This is a genomic window from Sphingopyxis bauzanensis, assembly GCF_002205675.1.
Lineage (GTDB): Bacteria > Pseudomonadota > Alphaproteobacteria > Sphingomonadales > Sphingomonadaceae > Sphingopyxis > Sphingopyxis bauzanensis.
Map to the genome: position 1 here is coordinate 323,366 of NZ_NISK01000003.1, position 17,433 is coordinate 340,798.

At 62.6% G+C, this 17,433-nt stretch carries 17 protein-coding genes; 11 read left to right on the forward strand and 6 right to left on the reverse strand.

Features of this window, described 5'->3' with window-relative positions; all coding sequences use genetic code 11:
* Positions 1 to 13: 13 nt before the first annotated feature.
* On the reverse strand, positions 14 to 394 hold the full coding sequence (locus CDQ92_RS12910; RefSeq protein ID WP_158213836.1) for a hypothetical protein: 381 nt from the start codon (positions 392 to 394) through the stop codon (positions 14 to 16).
* A gap of 374 nt (positions 395 to 768) precedes the next feature.
* On the opposite strand from CDQ92_RS12910, the gene ettA reads away from it, so the two are divergent.
* Positions 769 to 2,448, forward strand: a complete 1,680-nt coding sequence (gene ettA / locus CDQ92_RS12915) for an energy-dependent translational throttle protein EttA (RefSeq protein ID WP_088441787.1) — start codon at positions 769 to 771, stop codon at positions 2,446 to 2,448.
* 71 nt (positions 2,449 to 2,519) lie between these two features.
* Positions 2,520 to 2,897 carry a PaaI family thioesterase gene (locus tag CDQ92_RS12920; protein WP_229667097.1) on the forward strand — a complete coding sequence of 126 codons (378 nt, stop codon included), beginning with the start codon at positions 2,520 to 2,522 and terminating at the stop codon, positions 2,895 to 2,897.
* 66 nt (positions 2,898 to 2,963) lie between these two features.
* Here the strand turns inward: CDQ92_RS12920 and CDQ92_RS12925 are convergent, their stop codons facing one another.
* Together CDQ92_RS12925 and CDQ92_RS12930 are read right to left on the reverse strand one after the other, a co-directional pair.
* Positions 2,964 to 3,548: a hypothetical protein gene (locus CDQ92_RS12925; protein WP_088441789.1), complete on the reverse strand. Its 585-nt coding sequence runs from the start codon at positions 3,546 to 3,548 to the stop codon at positions 2,964 to 2,966.
* A 14-nt stretch (positions 3,549 to 3,562) separates the two neighbouring features.
* The gene (locus tag CDQ92_RS12930; protein ID WP_088441790.1) at positions 3,563 to 4,204 is read right to left on the reverse strand and encodes a carbonic anhydrase; all 642 of its coding nucleotides are present in this window, start codon (positions 4,202 to 4,204) and stop codon (positions 3,563 to 3,565) included.
* 62 nt (positions 4,205 to 4,266) lie between these two features.
* Between CDQ92_RS12930 and lipA the strand changes: the two genes are divergently transcribed.
* Both lipA and CDQ92_RS12940 read left to right on the forward strand, forming a co-directional pair.
* Positions 4,267 to 5,202: a lipoyl synthase gene (lipA, locus tag CDQ92_RS12935; RefSeq protein WP_088442237.1), complete on the forward strand. Its 936-nt coding sequence runs from the start codon at positions 4,267 to 4,269 to the stop codon at positions 5,200 to 5,202.
* A gap of 8 nt (positions 5,203 to 5,210) precedes the next feature.
* Positions 5,211 to 5,690, forward strand: coding sequence for a type II toxin-antitoxin system RatA family toxin (locus CDQ92_RS12940; RefSeq protein WP_088441791.1), 480 nt, complete (start codon positions 5,211 to 5,213; stop codon positions 5,688 to 5,690).
* Here CDQ92_RS12940 and CDQ92_RS12945 read toward each other — a convergent pair.
* Positions 5,633 to 6,190, reverse strand: coding sequence for a CinA family protein (locus CDQ92_RS12945; protein ID WP_088442238.1), 558 nt, complete (start codon positions 6,188 to 6,190; stop codon positions 5,633 to 5,635). The genes CDQ92_RS12940 and CDQ92_RS12945 overlap by 58 nt on opposite strands.
* A gap of 2 nt (positions 6,191 to 6,192) precedes the next feature.
* Entirely contained in the window at positions 6,193 to 7,371 is a 1,179-nt protein-coding gene (locus tag CDQ92_RS12950; protein WP_088441792.1) for a bifunctional 2-C-methyl-D-erythritol 4-phosphate cytidylyltransferase/2-C-methyl-D-erythritol 2,4-cyclodiphosphate synthase, read from the reverse strand.
* Positions 7,372 to 7,466: 95 nt separating this feature from the next.
* Here CDQ92_RS12950 and dusB point away from each other — a divergent pair, with 95 nt between their 5' ends.
* From dusB to hflX, 7 genes are all read left to right on the forward strand, one after another.
* Positions 7,467 to 8,465 carry a tRNA dihydrouridine synthase DusB gene (dusB, locus tag CDQ92_RS12955; RefSeq protein WP_088441793.1) on the forward strand — a complete coding sequence of 333 codons (999 nt, stop codon included), beginning with the start codon at positions 7,467 to 7,469 and terminating at the stop codon, positions 8,463 to 8,465.
* Positions 8,462 to 9,553 (forward strand): two-component system sensor histidine kinase NtrB, encoded by a 1,092-nt coding sequence (locus tag CDQ92_RS12960; RefSeq protein WP_088441794.1) that lies wholly within the window; start codon positions 8,462 to 8,464, stop codon positions 9,551 to 9,553. Before dusB ends, CDQ92_RS12960 begins: the two co-directional genes overlap by 4 nt.
* Positions 9,550 to 10,959 carry a sigma-54-dependent transcriptional regulator gene (locus CDQ92_RS12965; protein WP_088441795.1) on the forward strand — a complete coding sequence of 470 codons (1,410 nt, stop codon included), beginning with the start codon at positions 9,550 to 9,552 and terminating at the stop codon, positions 10,957 to 10,959. The genes CDQ92_RS12960 and CDQ92_RS12965 overlap by 4 nt, the downstream gene beginning before the upstream one ends.
* A gap of 93 nt (positions 10,960 to 11,052) precedes the next feature.
* Positions 11,053 to 13,344: a sensor histidine kinase gene (locus CDQ92_RS12970; RefSeq protein ID WP_229667099.1), complete on the forward strand. Its 2,292-nt coding sequence runs from the start codon at positions 11,053 to 11,055 to the stop codon at positions 13,342 to 13,344.
* Positions 13,334 to 14,713: a nitrogen assimilation response regulator NtrX gene (gene ntrX, locus CDQ92_RS12975; RefSeq protein WP_088441797.1), complete on the forward strand. Its 1,380-nt coding sequence runs from the start codon at positions 13,334 to 13,336 to the stop codon at positions 14,711 to 14,713. Before CDQ92_RS12970 ends, ntrX begins: the two co-directional genes overlap by 11 nt.
* Positions 14,714 to 14,829: 116 nt before the next feature.
* The gene (hfq, locus tag CDQ92_RS12980) at positions 14,830 to 15,330 is read left to right on the forward strand and encodes an RNA chaperone Hfq (protein WP_088441798.1); all 501 of its coding nucleotides are present in this window, start codon (positions 14,830 to 14,832) and stop codon (positions 15,328 to 15,330) included.
* Positions 15,331 to 15,338: 8 nt separating this feature from the next.
* On the forward strand, positions 15,339 to 16,679 hold the full coding sequence (gene hflX / locus CDQ92_RS12985; RefSeq protein ID WP_088441799.1) for a GTPase HflX: 1,341 nt from the start codon (positions 15,339 to 15,341) through the stop codon (positions 16,677 to 16,679).
* Here the strand turns inward: hflX and mazG are convergent.
* The gene (gene mazG, locus CDQ92_RS12990; RefSeq protein WP_088441800.1) at positions 16,654 to 17,430 is read right to left on the reverse strand and encodes a nucleoside triphosphate pyrophosphohydrolase; all 777 of its coding nucleotides are present in this window, start codon (positions 17,428 to 17,430) and stop codon (positions 16,654 to 16,656) included. The two genes, hflX and mazG, sit on opposite strands and share 26 nt — an antisense overlap.
* Positions 17,431 to 17,433: the final 3 nt, after the last annotated feature.

The window sequence follows — 17,433 nt, forward strand, 5'->3', positions numbered from 1 at the left end:
ACTGGTGGGCGCCTTAGACAGGGGAATGTCGCAAGTCTATCCCGCCCGTGCAAAATGCAAAGAAAAAGGCGGCCGTCCCGAAGGAAGACCGCCCGTTTCTCGTTTCAGTCAACGCCCCGAAGGGCTGTGACTTACTTAGCTTCTTCAGCCGGAGCAGCAGCGGCGTCAGCCGGAGCAGCAGCGGTCGCAGCAGCGTCGGCCGGAGCAGCAGCTTCGGCACCAGCGGCAGCAGCTTCGGCACCAGCGGCAGCGGCGTCGGCGCCAGCAGCAGCGGCGTCGGCGCCTTCTTCAGCAACAGCTTCAGCGGCCGGGGCTTCCGTGGTGGCTTCTTCAGCAGCCTTTTCACCGCAAGCGGCGAGGGCGAACATGCTGGCAGCAGCAGCGATAGCAGCAAATTTCTTCATGATGTGTGGGCTCCCTAAAATGCCTTACCGCGATGGGGAAACTTCCCGTCCCGCGAGCGGCGGGATTTAGCCGTTCCGTATGGATCGTCAACAAAAATAATTGAGATGCCCCGCGCTGGCGGAAAACTGTCATTCCTGCGCAACAAATCGATCGATACGCTATCGACAAGTCAGGCAAGAATCGCCAAATTTTGCATTTGGCCACGTCATATGACGTTGATGATCGTCTTTGACAGACTGGAACCGACTGGCGCAGCAGCGAGCGACAGGCGTCGATTGCCAAGTCCGCCCCCATTCGCTAACCGGCCCACGATTCATTCTCTCCCGGCCGCGCGCGCGGCCCAGCCCAAATCCGGAGCATTCCATGGCCGCCCAATATAGTTTCGTGATGAAGGGTCTGAACAAGACCTATCCCGGCGCGCAAAAGCCGACGCTCAAGGATTTGAGCCTGCAATTCTATCCCGATGCCAAGATCGGCATCGTCGGCCCGAACGGTACCGGTAAATCGACCTTGATGAAGATCATGGCGGGCATCGACACCGAATTCACCGGCGAAGCCTGGGCCGGTGACGGGATCACGGTCGGCTATCTGGCGCAGGAGCCCGAGCTCGACCCGACCAAGACGGTCAAGGAGAACGTCATGGACGGCGTCCGCGGCGTCGCCGACATGATGGAACGCTTCAACGAAATCAGCACGCTGATGGCCGATCCGCCCGCCGACGCCGATTTCGATGCGTTGATGGAGGAAATGGGAACGCTGCAGGAAAAGATCGACGCGGTCGATGGCTGGACGCTCGACAATCAGCTTGAAATCGCGATGGAAGCCTTGCGTTGTCCGCCGGGCGATATGGGCGTCCAGAGCCTGTCAGGCGGCGAAAAGCGTCGTATCGCGCTCACCCGCCTGCTGCTCGAAAAACCCTCGATCCTGCTGCTCGACGAACCGACCAACCACCTCGACGCCGAAAGTGTCGCCTGGCTCGAAAAGCATCTCGTCGACTATCCGGGCAACGTCATCCTCGTCACCCACGATCGCTACTTCCTCGACAATGTCGTGAACTGGATCCTCGAACTCGATCGCGGCCGCTATTTTGTCTATGAAGGTAATTATTCGACCTACCTTGAAAAGAAGGGTAAGCGCCTCGAGCAGGAATCGCGCGAGGACGCCGGTCGCCAGAAAGCGATCAAGGACGAGCTCGAGTGGATCCGCCAGTCGCCGAAAGCCCGTCAGGCCAAATCGAAAGCGCGTATCAAAAGCTTCGACCAGCTGGTCGAAGCGCAGGAAAAGCGCATCCCCGGCAAGGCGCAAATCGTCATTCAGGTGCCGCAGCGCCTGGGCGGCAAGGTCATCGAGGTCGAGAATATCTCGAAGGCCTATGGCGACAAGCTGCTCTTCGAAGATCTGTCCTTCTCGCTGCCCCCGGGCGGCATCGTCGGGGTGATCGGCCCGAACGGCGCGGGTAAATCGACCTTGTTCAAGCTGATCACCGGGCAGGAAACCCCCGACAGCGGCAAGGTCGTCATCGGCGACACCGTCCACCTTGGCTTCGTCGATCAGAGCCGCGACGATTTGAAACCCGACAACAATGTCTGGCAGGAAATTTCGGGCGGCGCCGAGATGATGAATATCGGCAAGCACGAGATGCAGACCCGCGCCTATGTCGGCGCTTTCAACTTCAAGGGCGTCGACCAGCAGAAAAAGGTCGGCCAGCTGTCGGGCGGCGAGCGCAACCGCGTCCATATGGCCAAGATGCTGAAGCAGGGCGGCAACGTGTTGCTGCTCGACGAACCGACCAACGATCTCGACACCGAAACCCTCGCCGCGCTCGAAGAAGCGCTCGAAAATTTCGCGGGCTGCGCCGTGGTCATCAGCCATGACCGCTTCTTCCTCGATCGCCTCGCGACACACATCCTGGCGTTCGAGGGGGACAGCCATGTCGAGTGGTTCGAAGGCAATTTCGAATCCTATGAAGAAGACAAGATCCGCCGCCTCGGTGACGATGCGACGCGTCCGCACGCAACGTCGTACAAGAAACTGACCCGCTGACCGCGATGGGGGAGGCGGCGCCAATCTCGTCGAGCGCCATCCGCTTGGACGCGGATGCGCTCAACGCGTTTATGGCCGAAGCCTTCCCTCATTCTGCGCCGGGCTCGCGCGGCGCCGTCGTCTCTGCCGTGCCGGGCCATATTCAGGCCCGGATGGAGCCGACCGAATTGGCGTTGCGCCCCGGCGGGTTAATCTCCGGTCCGACGCAGATGGGTTTCGCCGACATGGCCGCCTATGCGCTCGTCCTCGCGCATATCGGCCCGGTCGCGATGGCGGTGACGAGTGCGCTCAATTACCAGTTCCTGCGCCCGTGCCGCCCCGGGCCGCTGTTCGCCGACGCCCATATGCTGCGCCTCGGCAAACGGCTCGCGGTGATGGATGTGCGGATTTGGACCGACGATCCGAATAAGCCGGTCGGGCAGGCGAATGTGACATACGCGATTCCCTAGATCATTACGATCGACGACCGCTAACGACAAATTGCACCCACCGCCCCAACGATAACGCTCATGTGATCAGCTTGTTGCGGGCGGAACCTCCCACAGCATCAATTTGGTCGCGTAAACATCCTCGCGCGCCTTCGCGGCGTCGAGACGTTCCAGCCTGATGCTGCCTTTCAAGGCGCCCATTTCGATCATCGCGCCGATCACCACGACCCCGCCCGCGCCGACATCGATGTCAAATTCGGCAGGATGCGCCAGCTTGGCCTTGGCGGTTGCAATATGCAGGCGGTGTGGCCCCGGTTTGACATCGGCCATCAGCATCTGGCCCGACTTGATCTGGCCTTGTCCCCTGCCGTCGAGCGTTACGTTCATGCCCTGCAGCGCCGCAACAAAGCCACGGCGCGTAACATAGATGCGTGCTTTGCCCGTCGGCGCTTGCATCGTTCGCGCGTCGGCAATCGCCGCTGTGTCCGCCTTCGCGCCACTTTTGTTGCTCGACAGCGCCCAGAAACAGAAGATCACGATGCCGCCGATGAGAAGCACCGACAGGATGAGCAAGGTTACCGGGGATAGAACGCTGGCCAACGACGGTCCCATGAACGCGCCGACCACCGCCGCCACAAAAATGAGGGTCAGCCACATCGCATTCTTGCTCATATCGCGTCTCCTGTTCAGGCGGCGGGTTCAAACTCCCCCGTCGCTTCTTCTAAAAGATGCAGCACCCCGTCGCTGATCGCGAAAAAGGCGCCCCGCAGCCGCAGCGTTCCGCGGCGTTCTTTTTCCTGGATGCAGGGGAAGGTGCGCAGATTGTCGATGCTGACGCGCACCGCGGCCAGTTCCATCGCGCGACCGGCGTCGCGGTTGTCGATGTCGGCATGATTGCGACGCACCTGCTCGCTGGCGTCGTCGAGCATCGCGATCCAGTCGGCGATAAAACCGCCGCGGCCGGGCTCGGCGCCCGCCATCGAGCGATGCAGCGCGGCATGGCAGCCGCCGCACAGGCCATGCCCCATCACGACGATTTCCTCGACCCGCAAGAATTGAACGGCGAATTCGAGCGCCGCCGACACGCCGTGGCGGCCCGGCGTCGTTTCGAACGGCGGCACTAAAGCTGCCACATTGCGGACAACGAAGATTTCGCCCGGATTGGTATCGAAAATCTGCGACGGTTCGACGCGGCTGTCGGAGCAGGCGATCACCATCACCTTGGGCGATTGCCCCTCGGCCAACCCGTCCCAACGCTCGCGCTGTTCCTGCCAGCCGCCGTTTCGGAAACGACGGTAACCGTCGATCATATCTGCAAAGTGAGTCATGCACGCGCCTTAGCATAGCTAGGGAGGTTGAGAAGAGGCGCGTGCGCGACTATGTGGGCAAAATGAACGCTCCCGCACAGCCCGTTTCGACGCCCAGCCAGCGCACCCGCAAGCCCGACTGGATTCGCGTCAAGGCGCCCACCAGCCCCGGCTATGCCGAAACGCGCAAGCTGATGCGCGAGCTGAACCTCAACACCGTGTGCGAAGAGGCGGCGTGCCCGAACATCGGCGAATGCTGGACCAAGAAGCATGCGACGGTGATGATCCTGGGCGACACTTGCACGCGCGCTTGCGCCTTTTGCAACGTCAAGACGGGGATGCCGCGCGCGGTCGATCCGCTTGAGCCCGAACATACTGCGATTGCGGCGGCGAAGATGGGGCTGAGCCATATCGTCATCACCTCGGTCGATCGCGACGACCTGCCCGACGGCGGGGCAAGCCAGTTCGTCAAGGTGATCAACGCACTGCGCCGCGAGACACCGCAGACGACGATCGAAATCCTGACCCCCGATTTTCGCAACAAGCCCGAAAGCGCGATCGCGGCGATCGTCGATGCCCGGCCCGACGTCTATAACCACAACCTCGAAACCGTACCGCGGCTCTATCCGACGATCCGCCCCGGTGCGCGCTATTATGCGTCGCTACGCCTGCTCGAAAGCGTCAAGCGCCGCGATCCGTCGATCTTCACCAAGTCGGGGATCATGCTCGGTCTGGGCGAACAGCGGATGGAGGTGCATCAGGTGATGGACGACATGCGCAGCGCCGACATCGATTTCATGACGATGGGCCAATATCTGCAACCGACGCCGAAGCATGCCAAGGTGATCGACTTCGTGACGCCACAGGCATTCGACGCCTATGCGCAGATCGCGCGCGCCAAAGGTTTCCTGCAAGTCGCTTCGTCGCCGCTGACGCGCTCCAGCTATCACGCCGGCGACGATTTCGAGCGGATGCGCGCCGCGCGCGAGGCGCAGTTGGCGCGCTCCAGCATCGACTGACCCCGCGCTTGCCAAGGCACCACGAAACCCGCGTCCTGCCGTATAGCGACGAGCAGATGTTCGCGCTCGTTACCGATATCGAGCGTTACCCCGAGTTCCTGCCCTGGGTCATCGCGCTGCGAATCCGTAGTGACAGCGAGCATGAGGCGGTCGCCGACATGATCGTGGGCTTCAAGGGGCTGCGCGAAAGCTTTTCCTGCCGCGTTCACAAGGACCGCCCGCGCACCGTGACGGTCAGCTATATCGACGGCCCAATGCGCCACCTCAGGAACGAATGGCAATTCGCGCCGGTTGAAGGCGGCGGTTGCCGCGTCGACTTCATGGTCGACTTTGCCTTCCGCAGCCGGATGTTCGAAGCCTTGGCCGGGCAGATGTTCGACAAGGCGCTGCGCAAGATGATCGCGGCGTTCGAAACGCGCGCCGACGATCTTTACGCGGCGGGAAGGGCGATGTCTTCCGACGGGCGTAGTTCGTCCCTTTCGGGTTGAAGCAGGTCGAGCGCGAATAATGTGGCATGGTGGCGGATCGCGGCGCGATCGCCGCCTTCAAACTGCACCCGCTGGGTAAAATAATCGTCTGAATTCTGGCCGCGCAGCGCGCGGGCAAAAACGACCAGGCCCACCGGCTTTTTCTCTGATCCGCCACCGGGACCAGCTATACCGGTGATCGCGACTGCAATATCGGCATCGCTGTTGGCGAGCGCGCCGGTGGCCATCGCCCATGCCGTGGCCAGTGAAACTTCGCCGAAGGTTTCAAGGATTTCGCTGCTGACGTCGAGCTGGCTTTGCTTGGCATGACCCGAATAGGTGATGAAACCCGCCGAGAACACGTCAGAGCTGCCCGCGATATCGGTCAGCGCGGCGCTGACCATCCCGCCGGTGCAGCTTTCGGCGACCGCGATCTTGCGACCCGCGGCGCGATTGTTGGCGAGCACGCTGGTCGCCAGCCTATTGCGCACGGCAAACCGCGTTTCATCGTCAGGCAGCACGGTCAATTCTCCGGAAGTTGCAAAGTCGCGACAGCCTGCGCAGCGATCCCCTCGCGGCGACCGGTGAAGCCCAGCCGCTCTGTTGTCGTTGCCTTCACACTAACCCGATCGAGCGGAATCGCAAGGATTTCAGCGATCCGGGCGCGCATCGCGCTGCGGTGCGGGCCGATTTTCGGTGCCTCGGCGATGATCGTCAGATCGACATGGTCGATCTGGCCGCCGCCTTCGACCACGCGGTTGGCGGCAAATTCCAGGAAGCGATGCGACGCCACGCCGCGCCATTGCGGGTCGCTGGGCGGGAAATGGTCGCCAATATCGCCGTCGGCCAGCGCGCCGAGGATCGCATCGGTCAGCGCATGAAGCCCGACGTCGGCATCGCTATGACCTTCAAGTCCATGACTATGAGCGATTTCTATGCCGCCGATCCAGAGCGGTTTGTCTGCAACGAGGCGGTGAACGTCATAACCCATGCCGACCGCGGTGCGTGTCATTGTCTCGATCCTCAGCAGGCCGTTCAGGATCGCCATATCCTCGGCATATGTCAGTTTGTGGAGGCGCGCGTCGCCCGGCACCGTTGCCACCGCCACGGCCAAGCGGCGGACGAGTTGCGCGTCGTCCGTCGCGGTTGCGTCCGTCGCGGCGGCGTGGGCACGGCGGAGCGTCCCAAGATGGAATGCCTGAGGGGTCTGGACACGTGCGAGCGCGGTCCGGTCGACGACCTCGCCAGCGGCATCCCCGGCTTGTTCGACCAGCGTATCGGGAACGGGCAGGGTGGGGATCACGGCTTCGGCGACGTCCAGTGCGGCGAGCAGTCGGTCGATGACTTCGATCGTCACCCCCGGCCGCGCCGCGTCGTGCACCAGCAGCGGCGTCTCGTCATCGCGGTCAGCCAGCGCGGCGAGAGCATTGGCCACCGACTGCTGTCGCTCGGCCCCGGGATTGGCGGAAATCCAGCCATCCGGCAGCGATCCCAGCGCCGCCATGACGTCATCATTGGCAACCAGCACCCCGCCAGCAATCGCCGGATGGGCGGTAAAAGCATCGAGGCTCCAGCGCAGCACCGGCTTGCCGCCGAGCGTCGCCATCTGCTTTGGCACGGCAAAACCGGCCCGGCTGCCTTGACCGCCCGCAAGCAATATGACCATCGCGCGTGGCGAGGTGGAGGGAGCAGAATCGGTCATAATGCGCGCCGGTTAGCGCAGCCGCGGCTTGCGGGAAAGCGGCTTAGCGTGTACGGGCTGCTCAAATTTTAGGCAATCAGACGAAAGCTCCCGCCATGGCGCCGCTGCGGCCCATCCAGATCGGCAACATCACCATCGCGGATCCCGTGATCCTCGCGCCGATGACGGGCGTCACCGACATGCCGTTCCGCACCCTGGTGCGCCGCTATGGCTCGGGGCTCAACGTCACCGAGATGATCGCCAGCCAAGCGGCGATCCGCGAAACGCGGCAGTCGATTCAGAAGGCTGCATGGCATCCGGTCGAGGAGCCGGTGTCGATGCAGCTCGTCGGCTGTACCCCCTATGAAATGGGCGAAGCGGCGAAACTGAACGAGGATCGCGGCGCGGCGATCATCGACATCAACATGGGCTGTCCGGTGCGCAAGGTGACGAGCGGCGATGCCGGATCGGCGTTGATGCGCGACCTGAAGCTCGCTGCGGCTTTGATCCAAGCTTGCGTCAAGGCGGTGTCGGTGCCGGTGACGGTCAAGATGCGGATGGGCTGGTGCCACGACAGCCTGAACGCGCCTGAACTTGCGCATATTGCCGAGGATCTGGGCGCCACGCTGGTGACCGTCCACGGGCGCACCCGTAACCAGATGTACCGCGGCGAGGCCGATTGGAGCTTCATTCGCAAGGTCAAGGACGCGGTATCGATCCCGGTGATCGCCAATGGCGACATTTGTTCCGCCGACGACGCGCGCACCGCGCTTGCACAGAGCGGTGCGGACGGCGTGATGATCGGTCGCGGTGCTTATGGTCGCCCATGGCTGCTGGGGCAGGTGATGGCGGCGCTGCGCGGCGAAGGCGATCGGCCTGACCCCGGCATCGACGAACAATATGACGTAATTACATCCCACTATCGCGCGATGATCGAGCATTATGGCGAAATTACCGGGGTTAATATGGCGCGCAAGCATCTCGGCTGGTACGTCAAGGGACTGCATGGCTCGGCCGAGTTCCGCAACATGGTCAACCAGATCCCAAGCAGCCGCGACGTGCTTGATGCCCTCGAACACTTTTACACCCCGTTCCTGAGCAAGGCCGCCGCGTGAGCGCGCTCACGTCGAGCATTCCGCACTTCGACCATGACGAGCTGATTCACTCGCACCCCGTCCCGACGCTGTTGATCGACAAGGGGGCCGTCGTCCTGTTCGTCAACGCCGCCGCTGAGCAGATGTGCAATATGAGCCGCTCGGCGATGATCGGGCGCGTCGTTTACGACGTCATCGACATGGACCGCAGCTACCGCCAGCGGATGAGCGACGCCGCGACGTCAGCGCTGTTTGCGCATCGCGCCGAGATTTCGGTTGGCGGCCGCAAGGCGATTTTCGTCGATATGCAGATGGTCCCCTATGGTCAAAGCGGCCACCGCATCCTCGCACTGATTCCGGCGCAGAGCGACGCCGAGCTGATGGGCGGCGCGATCGGGCGATCGGGGCGTGCCGCGGGCGGGGCCGCATCAATGCTGGCGCACGAAATCAAGAACCCGCTCGCGGGGATCAAGGGCGCGGCGCAGCTCTTAGCGCGTAAGACCGATGCCAGCGGCGAACGCTTCACAACGCTGATCTGCGCCGAGGTCGACCGGATCGCGACGCTGATCGACCAAATGGAGCATTTCTCCCGCGGCCAGCCGATCGCTTGCGCGCCGATCAACCTGTACCAGCCGATCCACCAAGCGATGGAAACCGCGCGGGCGCGGCAGTTTACGGGCGTTCGCTTTGCCGAGGATTTCGACCCGTCGCTGCCGCTGGTGCATGGCAACCATGACGCCATGGTGCAGATCTTGCTCAATCTGGTCACCAATGGCTGCGAAGCCCTGGGCGGGCGCGACGACGGCGTCGTACGGCTCGCGACCGCCTATCGCCACGGCCTGTCGATCGACAACGGCGACGGGAGGGGGCGCATCGCGCTGCCGATCGAAGTTAGCGTCAGCGACAATGGTCCCGGCGTTCCCGCCGACATTCGCGGCGACCTGTTCGACCCGTTTGTGACGACCAAGCGCGAAGGGCGAGGGCTCGGATTGGCGCTCGTCGCCAAGCTGGCGCGCGATATGGGCGGCACTGTCCAGCATCTGCGCGACGGCGAATGGACGCGCTTTCGTGTTCATCTGCCGGTGGCGCAGGAGGGGGCCGCAGTATGAGCAGCGCAACGACGATCTTGCTGGTCGAGGACGATCCCGCAATTTCGATGATCATCCGCGAAACGCTGATCGGAGAATGTGGTCATTTCGCGTCGGTGGGGAGCATCGCCGAGCGTAACGCCTGGCTCGCCGACCACCACCCCGACCTTGTCATCACCGACGTTGTGTTGCCCGATGGTGACGGCATCGATTCGCTGCGCGTGGATTGCGGTACGCCCGTGATCGTGCTGTCGGCACAGAATACGCTCGACACCGCGGTGCGCGCGACCGGGATCGGCAGTTACGACTATCTGCCCAAGCCGTTCGACCTCGACGAACTGACTGCGAGTGTTCGCGCGGCGCTTCAACGCCGGGCCGAGCCGATGGTGAGTACGGATCCAGCGCAGGCGGACAGTCACGGCCTCGTCGGCCGCGCCCCGGCGATGCAGGCGGTGTATCGAACGATCGCACGGCTCGCATCGAACGATCTGGCGGTGCTCATTCTTGGCGAATCGGGAACCGGCAAGGAAGTAGTCGCGCGCGCTATTCACGCCACCGGGCTGCGGCGGGCTGGGCCGTTCGTTGCGATTAACATGGCAGCGATCCCGCGCGAGTTGATCGAAGCCGAGTTGTTTGGCCATGAAAAAGGCGCCTTTACTGGCGCCCATAGCCGCAATGCGGGACGTTTCGAGCAAGCGGCGGGCGGCACATTGTTCCTCGATGAGATAGGCGACATGCCGCTCGAGGCGCAGACGCGGCTACTGCGCGTGCTGCAGAGCAATGAATATTCGACCGTTGGCGGCAATCAGGCCTTGCGTGCTGACGTCCGCGTCATCGCCGCAACCCACCGCGACATGCGGACGTTGGTCGCCGATGGCCGGTTCCGCGAGGATCTCTTCTACCGGCTCAACGTCATCCCGATGACGCTGCCGCCGTTGCGCGATCGCCGCAGCGACATCGCCGCGCTGGTCCGTCATTTTGTCGACGCGGGGCGCGGTTCGGGTCTCCCCGACCGCCAGTTCGCACCAGCCGCGATGCAGTGGCTCGAGCGCTATGACTGGCCGGGGAACGTCCGCGAGCTGGGCAACGTCGTCCAGCGGCTGGCCGTCCTGTCACGCGATACCGTGGTGACGGTGCGCGATGTCGAAACGGTGTTGCACGAAAATGGCGAAGGCGGCGGCGCGGCGGCGCCCGCCGACCTGATCGCCCGCGCGGTTGATGATTGGGCACGCGAGCAGATGGCCAGTGACGCGCCCGAGGGCGAACTCCACGGTCAGCTCGAAGCGATCGTCGAAGCAGCGCTGTTTCGCCGCGTCCTGCGCGATGTCCGCGGCAATCAACTGGAGGCCGCGCGGCGGCTCGGCATCAATCGTAACACGCTGCGCAAGCGGCTTGGGCAGCTGGATATCGATCCCACGCATCCTTGAATGACGGCAACTAGCTCAAAATAGCGGCACTCGACCCTTACAAGCGCAGTTTGTGTGTTTTCTATGCAACAGGTTTGTCGTAGCATAGCAACAATGGTGCATGCGGCTCCCCTGACTCACGATATCGACCCAGCCGCGCCGGACGTGCGTTCGGGCTTCTGGCGTTTCGCGGTCCCCGAATATTACACGCTGGCGCTGGTCATCAGCGTCGGCATCGCGACCTATGTCTTTGTTACCGGCGATGCGCAGAGCGAGCGCCTCCTCACCCCTGCGCTCGTCGCGGCGATCATGGTCGCCAATCTGGTACCGGCGATGGCGCTGATCGTGCTGATCGGGAGCCGCGTCGCGCGCGCCCGCGCGGTACGATCGATGGAGGGCGGCAACGGCCGCCTGCATGTGCGACTGGTCGCTCTGTTTTCTTTGATTGCAGCCGCGCCGACGTTGCTCGTCGTGATTTTTGCGTCGCTGCTATTCCAATTTGGTGTAGATTTCTGGTTCTCGGACCGCTCGCGTGGAATGTTCGAGAATGCGGCGAATCTGGCTGAAGGATATTATCAGGAAAATCAACGCGATGTCGGCGACAACACCATTGCGATGGCAAAAGATCTTGGTTCTTTTCTCGATCGGGCGTCGACCAGCGACCCTGCTTTTTCCAACTATTATTTCCAGCAGGTCGTCGTTCGCAACCTAAATGAGTCAGCGGTCATCGAAATTGGCGCGGACGGTGTTGCTCGCACAGCGGCGGCAATCGATCCTGATGATCGCGCCGCTAACAATCGGCTTTCGCCCACAATGATTGCCCGCCTCGAAGCGGGCGAGGAAGTCGTCGTTGTGCGTCAGTCGGATCGCATTGAAGCCGCGTCCCGGTTGCCGGGCGCGCAACGGGCCTATGTCTATGCATCGCGCGACTTCAATGTCCCGGGATTCCAGCAATCGATTCGCGCCGGCACCGTGCTTGCAGACTATAACGCGCTGTTCCAACGCTCGCAGCTCTTACAGCTACAATTCAACGGCGCCCTCTATCTCGGCTCGCTGTTACTCCTCGCGCTCGCGGTGATCGCGGCCATCGTCGTTGCAGACCGTATCGTCAGACCGCTAGGCACGCTGATCGGCGCGACGCGAACCGCGGCGGGCGGCGACCTGTCGGTGCGCGTGACGCCACCGGCGCGCGATGACGAGATTTCGGTGCTAACGCGCGCGTTCAATCGAATGACCGAACAATTGGAAGGGCAGACCGGCGCGTTGGTTAGCGTCAACGAACAGCTCGAGGCTCGGCGCAGCTTTATTGAAGCGGTGCTCAGCGGCGTGTCGTCGGCAGTGATTTCGGTGGATGCCGACCACCGCATCCAGCTCGCCAACGCCGCCGCCGAGCGGCTGATCTGCCAATCGGCTGATTGCTTGACCGGTCGCCCCTTGGCGGACGTCGCGCCCGAACTCGCGCAGTTGCTGATTGGGGACGAGCGCGAGGCGATCGTCCAACTCGCGCGCGTAAACGCCGAACCCGCGACGCTGGCCGCGAAAGCAGTAGCGCAAGGCGACGGCTTTGTCCTGAGCTTTGAGGATATTACCCAGCAATTGCTCGATCAGCGCCGCGCCGCCTGGTCCGATGTCGCGCGGCGCATTGCGCACGAGATCAAGAACCCGCTCACCCCGATCCAGCTTGCGGCCGAGCGGCTCCAACGCCGCTTTGGCGACAAGATCGAGGGCGACAGCGCGACGTTCAAAAAGCTGACTGACACGGTGATCCGCCAGGTTCATGATATGCGGCGGATGGTCGATGAATTTTCCAGTTTTGCCCGCATGCCCAAGCCGACCTTCGGGGTCGAGGATGTCCGTGATATCCTGCGCCAGGCGGTGTTCCTGTTCGAGGTTGCAAAGCCCGATATCGTCTTTGCGGTAAAAACCCCGGACGAAATCGAGCCGCTCGTTTGCGATCGTCGTCTGTTGTCGCAGGCCATGACAAATATCGTCAAAAACGCTGTGGAAGCGATTGAAGAAAATTCCAAAAATTCGGAATCGACTCCCATCGGGCATATCGATGCCGAGCTGGCTGGCGGGCCGCACGGCGAAATCCTGATCCGTGTTGCTGACGACGGGATCGGCTTGCCGCAGGCGCGTGATACCATCGCCGAACCCTATATGACGACGCGGCAGGGCGGCACCGGATTAGGCCTCGCGATCGTGAAGAAGATCGTCGAGCAGCATTATGGCGAGCTCGAGTTTTCGGACAATCCGGCGGGGCAGGGGACGTGCGTCACGCTGACGCTCCATCCTGACCGGCTGCAAGGATTGGCAGGGAAGGGCGACGAAACAAGCATGGGGTACGCAGAATCGGTTCCGGGGCGGATCCGCAACCGACAGGACAGAGAAGAACATGGCGCTTGATATTCTGATCGTCGACGACGAGCGCGACATTTGCGACCTCGTCGCCGGCGTCATGGAAGACGAAGGTTATGAGGCGCGTATCGCGTCGGACAGCGATTCCGCGCTCGAAGCGATCCGCCAGCGGCGGCCGTCGCTCGCGCTAATCGACGTGTGGTTGCAGGGATCGCGGCTCGACGGGCTGGGCTTGGTCGAGGCGATCAAGGCGTTCGACCCGACGCTGCCGATCATCGTCATTTCGGGCCATGGCGGGCTCGATACCGCGGTCGCGGCGATCCGCCGCGGCGCCTATGATTTCATCGAAAAGCCGTTCGAGGCATCGCGTCTGCTCCATCTGGTGGCGCGCGCGACCGAAAGCGAACGTCTGAAGTTCGAATATGAGCAGCTGCGCGAAAAGGCGGGGCCGTCAGATGAGCTGACCGGGACCAGCGCGTCGATCAACAATGTCCGCGCAACGCTGAAGCGCGTGGCGGGGACGGGCAGTCGAGTGCTGATCACCGGTGCTGCGGGGGTCGGCAAGGAAGTCGCCGCGCGCGTGCTGCACGGGTGGAGCGGGCGTCACAATGCGCCGTTCCGCGTCATTTCGTCGGCGCGAATGGATCCCGAGACAGTCGAAACGGAATTGTTCGGGTCGGAAACCGACGACGGCGCGATCCGCGTCGGGCTGCTCGAACAGGCGCACGGCGGCACCTTGTTCCTCGATGAAGTCGCCGACATGCCGCTGACGACGCAGGGAAAGATCCTGCGCGTGCTGACCGATCAGAGCTTTACCCGGGTCGGCGGCCGCACGATGATCCGCGTCGATGTCCGCATCATTTCGGGCTCGGCGCGCGACCTGACGACTGAGATTGCCGAAAGCCGGTTTCGCGAGGATCTTTATTACCGGCTCAATGTCGTGCCGGTGCATATTCCCCCGCTGCGCGAGCGTCGCGACGACATAGCCAGCCTGTGCGACCATTATATCCGCCGCTACGCCGCCGATCGCCGTGTGCCGCCGCCCGAAATCAGTTCGGAAGCGATGGCGGCCTTGCAGGCGCATGAGTGGCCCGGCAACGTCCGCGAGTTGCGCAATGTGATTGAACGCGTGATGATCCTGGCGCCAAGCGACCGGCTGGCGCGGATCGATGCCGATATGCTGCCGGGCGAACTGGTGCGGGGCGGCACCGACATCCTGCCCAATTCGGAATCGATCACCGCGATCCCACTGAAAGAAGCGCGCGAAAATTTCGAGCGCGAATATCTGCGCATCCAGATCAACCGCTTTTCGGGCAATATTTCGCGCACCGCGACCTTCATCGGCATGGAACGCTCAGCCCTGCACCGAAAACTGAAACTTTTGGGGCTCACCGAGAGTTCGGACGGCGAGGGGTAAAGGCTTTGCGCTAGACCTGACGCATGCTTTGCCGCATATTGATGCAAAGAAGAAGGTCTTAAGGCCGGAAAACCGGCGCATACCCGCGGTCGTACCGCCAAAAACAGGAGGCAAATGTGTCCGATAAGAACCAGAATCTCCAGGATATCTTCCTCAATGCACTGCGTAAAAGCAAAACGCCGGTAACGATGTTTCTCGTCAAGGGCGTGAAGCTTCAGGGCATCATCACCTGGTTTGACAATTTCTCGTTGCTGCTGCGCCGCGATGGTCAATCGCAGCTTGTTTATAAGCATGCGATCTCGACGGTGATGCCGTCGCATGATTTCGACCTGTCGTTGCTCGGCGGCAATCTGCGCGATGCGCCGGCGAGCAAGGGCAAGGCGTTGCAGGATGTATTCCTGAATGCGGTGCGAAAATCCGATGAATCGGTGACGATGTTCCTGGTCAACGGGGTGATGTTGCAGGGCGATATCGTCGCATTCGACCTGTTCTGCATGCTGCTTGAGCGCGAGCGGCAGGTGCAGCTCGTCTACAAGCACGCGATTTCGACGGTGCAGCCGAACGGCCCAATCAACCTGACCGATAGCGAGCCGGACGCAGAAGCGGACAACGTCTGATCGCCTCGATTATTGACAGTCCAGAAGAAGTCACCCGCGGCGCCGCCGCGCTCCTCGTGGTGCCCGAATGGCATAGCCAGCGGCTGGCGCGCGACCTTGACGCGCGCGCCGATGAAGCGCGGGGACTTGCGCTAGCGATCGGGCTCGACGTCGTTGCAGTCCACACCTTGCGGCTGCGCCAGACGCGCGCTGCCACGCTGCTCGGCGTCGGGCAGATCGAAACCATTACGCCCGACATCGAAAAGCACGGCGTCCAGTTGGTGGTGGTCGATGCGGCGCTCAGTCCGATTCAGCAACGCAACCTGGAAACCGCATTCGGCACCAAGGTGATCGACCGCACCGGTTTGATCCTCGAGATCTTCGGCGAGCGCGCCGCGACCGCTGAGGGCCGCATGCAGGTCGAGCTGGCGCATCTCGACTATCAGGCGGGACGGCTTGTGCGCAGTTGGACCCACCTCGAACGCCAGCGCGGCGGCTTTGGGTTCCTCGGTGGCCCGGGCGAAACACAGATTGAGGCCGACCGACGGATGATCCGCAACCGGATGGCGCGCATCCGCCGTTCGCTCGACGATGCGCGTCGCACTCGCCAGCTCCAACGGTCGAAGCGCCAGCGCGCGCCATGGCCCGTGGTGGCGCTGGTTGGTTATACAAATGCCGGGAAATCGACGTTTTTCAACCGCTTGACGGGAAGTGACGTCATGGCGGAAAATATGTTGTTCGCAACCCTCGACCCGACGATGCGCGAAATCCGGCTGCCGGGGATCGACAAGGCGATCTTGTCCGATACCGTAGGCTTTGTGTCGGACCTGCCCACCGAACTGGTTGCAGCGTTCCGCGCTACGCTGGAAGAGGTGACGACCGCCGACCTGATCGTCCATGTCCGCGACATCGTCCATCCCGACAGCGACGCGCAATATGACGATGTTCGCGCGATCCTAATCTCGCTTGGCGTCAATGGACCGCAGGACGACGGGGAAGGCGATGCGGCGCCTGCGATCCCGCAGATCGAAATCTGGAACAAGATCGATACCGCGGACGCCGATGGCCGCGCCGCGATTGAGGAGATGGCGGCGCGCCGTTCTGACGTCGCGGTCATTTCCGCGGTGACGGGCGAAGGCGTCGAAGCCGCGCGCGTGTTGATGGCGGCGCAGCTGACCGCGCTGCACAAGGTCCAGCGGATCTACCTCGACTATCAGGACGGCGAAGCGGCGGCGTGGCTTCACGCGCGCGGTGAGGTCCTGGCCGATCAGCCTGAGGGTGAGGGGCATGTGCTAACGGTCCGGCTCGATCCCGCCGACAGCGCACGTTTTGAGCGGCTGTGGCCTACGGACGACGCTCCGACGCCTTGACCGCGACCCAATGGGCTTCCTGCGCGTCGAGCGACAGGCCCGCCAGACTGCCGCCGGCGCGATCCTCCATTGCTGCAAAGCGACGTCCGAATTTGATGTTGGCATCGCGCAGCGCGCTTTCTGCATCGACTCCTAGGTGGCGTGCGTAATTGACGACCGCGAGCAGCAGATCCCCGACCTCTTCGTGGCGTTCCGCTTCATCGGTCGCGAGTGCAACTTCGACCAGTTCTTCGGCGATCTTGTCGCGCGGACCGTTAACATTGGGCCAGTCGAAGCCGACACGCGCGGCGCGTGACTGGAGCTTTTGGGCACGAAGTAAAGCCGGTAACGATAATGCGACGCCCGACAGTGCACCCTTGGAGCCATCCGCGGCGCGCTCGTCGGCCTTGATCTGCTCCCATTGCTGACGGACGTCGTCGGTCTTGCCGTCACCAAAGATGTGTGGATGCCGACGTTCCATCTTGTCGCAGATCGCGGTGGCAACGTCGTCGAAACCAAACAGGCCTGCGTCGGCGGCAATCTGGCTGTGGAATACAACTTGTAGCAACAGGTCGCCAAGCTCGTCGCAAATCGCCGCAGGATCGCCACCAGCGATTGCATCGGATACTTCATAGGCTTCCTCGATCGTGTAGGGCGCGATGGTCGCAAAACTCTGCGCGAGATCCCATTCGCATCCACCATTGGGGTCGCGCAATTTGGCCATCACAGCCAGCAGGCGATCAATGGGGGACTGGAGCGTCGCGTTGGCCATGGT

Bases quoted from the DNA above. Each gene is read 5' to 3' on its own strand.
- lipA (WP_088442237.1), top strand. From the start codon at position 4,267: ATGAACGCTCCCGCACAGCCCGTTTCGACGCCCAGCCAGCGCACCCGC.
- ettA (WP_088441787.1), top strand. From the start codon at position 769: ATGGCCGCCCAATATAGTTTCGTGATGAAGGGTCTGAACAAGACCTAT.
- CDQ92_RS12925 (WP_088441789.1), bottom strand. From the start codon at position 3,548: ATGAGCAAGAATGCGATGTGGCTGACCCTCATTTTTGTGGCGGCGGTG.
- dusB (WP_088441793.1), top strand. From the start codon at position 7,467: ATGGCGCCGCTGCGGCCCATCCAGATCGGCAACATCACCATCGCGGAT.
- CDQ92_RS12920 (WP_229667097.1), top strand. From the start codon at position 2,520: ATGGCCGAAGCCTTCCCTCATTCTGCGCCGGGCTCGCGCGGCGCCGTC.
- ntrX (WP_088441797.1), top strand. From the start codon at position 13,334: ATGGCGCTTGATATTCTGATCGTCGACGACGAGCGCGACATTTGCGAC.
- mazG (WP_088441800.1), bottom strand. From the start codon at position 17,430: ATGGCCAACGCGACGCTCCAGTCCCCCATTGATCGCCTGCTGGCTGTG.
- CDQ92_RS12970 (WP_229667099.1), top strand. From the start codon at position 11,053: ATGGTGCATGCGGCTCCCCTGACTCACGATATCGACCCAGCCGCGCCG.
- CDQ92_RS12930 (WP_088441790.1), bottom strand. From the start codon at position 4,204: ATGACTCACTTTGCAGATATGATCGACGGTTACCGTCGTTTCCGAAAC.
- CDQ92_RS12950 (WP_088441792.1), bottom strand. From the start codon at position 7,371: ATGACCGATTCTGCTCCCTCCACCTCGCCACGCGCGATGGTCATATTG.
- CDQ92_RS12965 (WP_088441795.1), top strand. From the start codon at position 9,550: ATGAGCAGCGCAACGACGATCTTGCTGGTCGAGGACGATCCCGCAATT.